Here is a 3,738-nt window from a genome sequence, read left to right on the forward strand (position 1 = left end):
CTCGACGGCGTCGCCGAGGGCTGCCACCGCGGAGCGAACCAGCTCGGCGCGGTGGGCGGCCTGCTCGACCGCGACCAGCCGGCCGCCGCGCGCCGTGGCCAGCGCGCCGAGCAGCGCCGCCTTGCCGCCCGGCCCGGCGCACAGGTCGAGCCACCGCTCGTCACGGCCCTCGACCGGGACGTCGGCCAGCGCCTGCGCGACGAGCTGGCTGCCCTCGTCCTGGACGCCGGCCCGTCCCTCGCGCACGGCAGCCACGGATCCCGGGTCGCCGCTGGTCCACCGCGCGGCGTGCGCCGCCCAGCGGCCGGGCCGGGCCCCAGCGGCCACGAGCTCCTCGACGGTCGCGAGCCCGGGGCGCGCCACGAGCGCCACCTCGGGAGCGGCGTTGTCGGCCGCGAGCAGGGCGGCGAGCTCGTCGTCCAGCCGGTCGCCCGGCACGCCGCGCCCGGCGAGCGCCTCGCGCAGCGCCCGCACGACCCACAGCGGGTGGCTGTGCCGGACGGCGAGGTGCCCGAGCAGGTCGGTGGTCGGGTCGGGGGCCACCTGCGCGACCCAGGACTCGAGGTCGCGCTCGCCCACCCGGCGCAGCACCGCGTTGGCCAGGCCGCCGGGGCCGTGCCCGACCCGGTGGCGCACCAGCGCGACGGTCTCGCTGACGGCGGCGTGCGGCGGCACGCGCATGGCCAGCAACTGGTGCGCCCCCAGGCGCAGCGCGTCCAGGAGGCCGGGGTCGAGGTCGGCGAGCGGGCGGTCGACGCTCGCACCCAGCACCGCGTCGTGCAGGCCCTGCAGGCGAAGCGCCCCGTACGCGAGCTCGGTGGCGAAGGCGGCGTCCCGGCCGACGACGCGGCGCTCGCGCAGCAGGCGCGGGAGCACGAGGTTGGCGTAGGCGTCGTCCTCGGCGACGGCGCGCAGGGTGTCGAACGCGGCCAGCCGGGCCTGGTCGGCGCGTCGGGTGCGCTCGGACGGGCGCTGGGCCGAGCGCCGCTGCGGCGGTCGGCGCTCGCTCATGCGTCGTCCCCGAGCCGGTCGCCCGTGGCGGCGCGGGCACCCCGCGCCCAGTCCGCGGCCGGCATCGGCTTCTTGCCGGGCGGCTGGACGGTGGTGAGCCGCACCGGGTCGGTGCCGGTGCCGACGTGGACGTCGCGCCGGCCGACCTGCAGCTCTCCGGGCGCCAGCGGGCCGTCGGCGGCCGCGGGCGAGACCTCGACCGGCCCGAGCTTGAGCCGCTGCCCGCCGACCGTCGTCCAGGCACCGGGTGCGGGGGTGCAGCCGCGCACGAGACGGTCGACTCGGGCGGACGGTGCGGTCCAGTCGACCCGGGCGTGCGCGACGTCCACCTTGGGCGCGAGGCTGACGCCCTCGGCGGGTTGGGGCCGTGCTTCGAGCGAGCCGTCGGCGATGCCGTCCAGGGTCGCGACGAGCAGCCCGGCCCCCGCCTCGGCGAGCCGGCCGAGCAGCGCCCCGCTGGTGTCGTCCGGGCGGATGGTCTCGGTCATGACGCCGAAGACCGGGCCGGTGTCGAGCCCCTTCTCGAGCCGGAACGTGCTGGCCCCGGTGACGGCGTCGCCGGCCATGATCGCGTGCTGCACCGGCGCAGCCCCGCGCCAGGCGGGCAGCAGCGAGAAGTGCAGGTTCACCCAGCCGTGCGCCGGGACGTCGAGCACGGGCCGCGGCACGAGCGCGCCGTACGCGACGACAGGCGCGCAGTCGGGCGCGAGCTCTCGCAGCCGTGCCACGAACTCCGGGTCGGACGGCTTGGCCGGGCGCAGCACCTCCAGCCCCGCCTCGGACGCGACCTCGGCGACCGGGGAGGCCACCAGCCGACGTCCGCGACCGGCCGGGGCGTCGGGACGGGTCACGACCGCGACGACCTCGTGGGACGACGCGAGCAGCGCCCGCAGCGACGGGACCGCGACCTCGGGGGTGCCGGCGAAGACGAGACGCACGCCCTACAGCGCCTTGCCGAAGGTCGCGTGCGGGCTCAGCTTCACGGCCGGGACGCCGCCACCGGCCCACTCGGCCTCGCGGATCGCCTTCATGGCGAGCTTGCGCTGCTCGCGGTCCATGCGGTCGATGAACAGCACGCCGTCGAGGTGGTCGGTCTCGTGCTGGATGCACCGCGCCATCAGCTCGCTGCCCTCGAGCACCACCGGCTCGCCGTGCATGTCCTGCCCCTTGGCGACGACGCGGAGCGCCCGGGGTGTCTCGAAGGCCAGGCCGGGGAAGGACAGGCAGCCCTCCTCGCCCTCCTGCAGCTCCTCGGACAGGTCGAGCCGCGGGTTGACCAGGTGCCCCAGGACGTCGTCCACCCAGTACGTGAACACCCGCAGGCCGACACCGATCTGCGGGGCTGCCAGCCCGGCGCCGGGCGCGTCGAGCATCGTGTCGGTGAGGTCCTTGACCAGCTGGCGCAGCTCCTTGTCGAAGTCGGTGACCTCGGCGGCGGGCGTGCGCAGGACCGGGTCGCCGAAGAGCCGGATGTCCTGGATCGACACGGGAGGTCCTTCGTGGTGCGGGGCGGTGGGGGCGCTCCAGTCTAGTCGGCGGCCGGTGGGAGACTGGTCACGTGGCCGACGGCGAGCAGCGGCAGTGGTTGGGCGCCCGGGTCTACGCGTTCCTCTTCCGGTTCCTCGGTCCGGCGCAGCTGGGCTCGCAGCAGCAGCCGCCCACCGGTCAGCCCGACCCGCAGTTCGCCTGCCCGGTGTGCGGGCACCCGATGGCGGAGCACACCTGGGTCGAGGACGCCGGTCGGCGCCGCATGTACTGCCCCGCCCCGCCGCTGGGCTGAGCACGGCTCGACCGGCTCGCTGCCCGGCTCACACCAGGTCGAGCGGGTCGACCTGCACCCGCACCGAGCCCGGTCGCTTGCGCGCGCTGCGGACGGCGGCCGCGCCCTGCAGGGCCCGGGCCAGCGCCTCGCGGCGGGCAGGGGCGGTGCGCAGCAGCAGCGGCACCGCCGGCTCTTCGGCGGGCCGCGCCGTCCGGGCCGGCTCGGGCACCGGCACCGGACCCAGCACCTCGACGTCCGCCGGCGGAGCCGTCGCCTGCAGCAGCTCCTCGACCGCGGCGGCCGGGCCGGTGAGGGTGGCGACCGCCGTGGCCGGCGGGAAGCCGAGCGCCTGCCGGGCCTCGAGCTCGCGCGCGCTGTGCCAGGTGGGAGCCCAGCGCACCAGCGCCTCGACCGGCGGCAGCCCGGCCGGGGCGACCAGGACGACCGAGCCGCCTGCGGAAGCGCCCCGCACGAGACCGGCGGCGCCCGACCACCGTCGTAGGGCCTCCTCCCCCGCCCGCAGGTCGCTGCGGCCGAGCAGCGCCCAGGCGTCGAGCAGCAGCGCGGCGCCGTACCCTCCCTCGGCCACAGGCTCGGCGCCCGGCGTCGCCACGACCAGCGCGGGGCGGGCCGGTACCGACGCGACCACCGCACCGCCACCGCTGGTGACCACCGGCACTCCGGGGAACGCCCGACCGAGCTCCTCGGCCGTGCGCCGCGAGCCGACGACCACCGAGCGCAGCCGCCGGTCACCGCACTCGGGGCAGGTCCACGAGGCCGCCACGACGCCGCACCAGCGGCAGGACGGCGGCCCGCCGCCCGCGGCGATGGCGAGCGGGCCGCGGCACCGGGCACAGCGAGCCGGGGTGCGGCAGTGCTGGCAGGCCAGCGCCGGGACGTAGCCGCGCCGCGGCACCTGCACGAGCACGGGGGCCTGCTCGAGCGCGCGGGCCGCCGTGCGCCAG

Annotated in this window: 4 protein-coding genes and 1 pseudogene; 1 reads left to right on the forward strand and 4 read right to left on the reverse strand. The window is 78.0% G+C overall.

Annotation, left to right across the window (positions count from 1 at the left end; translation table 11 throughout):
* From ACYVJ4_RS18075 to def, 3 genes are all read right to left on the reverse strand, one after another.
* On the reverse strand, nt 1-1,011 hold a 1,011-nt coding region (locus tag ACYVJ4_RS18075), incomplete at its 3' end, for a transcription antitermination factor NusB (protein ID WP_460461469.1).
* Entirely contained in the window at nt 1,008-1,949 is a 942-nt protein-coding gene (gene fmt, locus ACYVJ4_RS18080) for a methionyl-tRNA formyltransferase (RefSeq protein ID WP_460461470.1), read from the reverse strand. The genes fmt and ACYVJ4_RS18075, both read right to left, overlap by 4 nt.
* Before the next feature lie 3 nt (nt 1,950-1,952).
* On the reverse strand, nt 1,953-2,498 hold the full coding sequence (gene def, locus ACYVJ4_RS18085) for a peptide deformylase (protein ID WP_460461471.1): 546 nt from the start codon (nt 2,496-2,498) through the stop codon (nt 1,953-1,955).
* 71 nt (nt 2,499-2,569) lie between these two features.
* Between def and ACYVJ4_RS18090 the strand changes: the two genes are divergently transcribed.
* Complete coding sequence (locus tag ACYVJ4_RS18090; RefSeq protein WP_460461472.1) at nt 2,570-2,791, forward strand: hypothetical protein; 222 nt, start codon at nt 2,570-2,572, stop codon at nt 2,789-2,791.
* A gap of 28 nt (nt 2,792-2,819) precedes the next feature.
* Here the strand turns inward: ACYVJ4_RS18090 and ACYVJ4_RS18095 are convergent.
* Nucleotides 2,820-3,738: pseudogene (locus tag ACYVJ4_RS18095) on the reverse strand (primosome assembly protein PriA); the annotation flags it as partial.

The sequence above is a fragment of the Angustibacter peucedani genome (assembly GCF_054779595.1).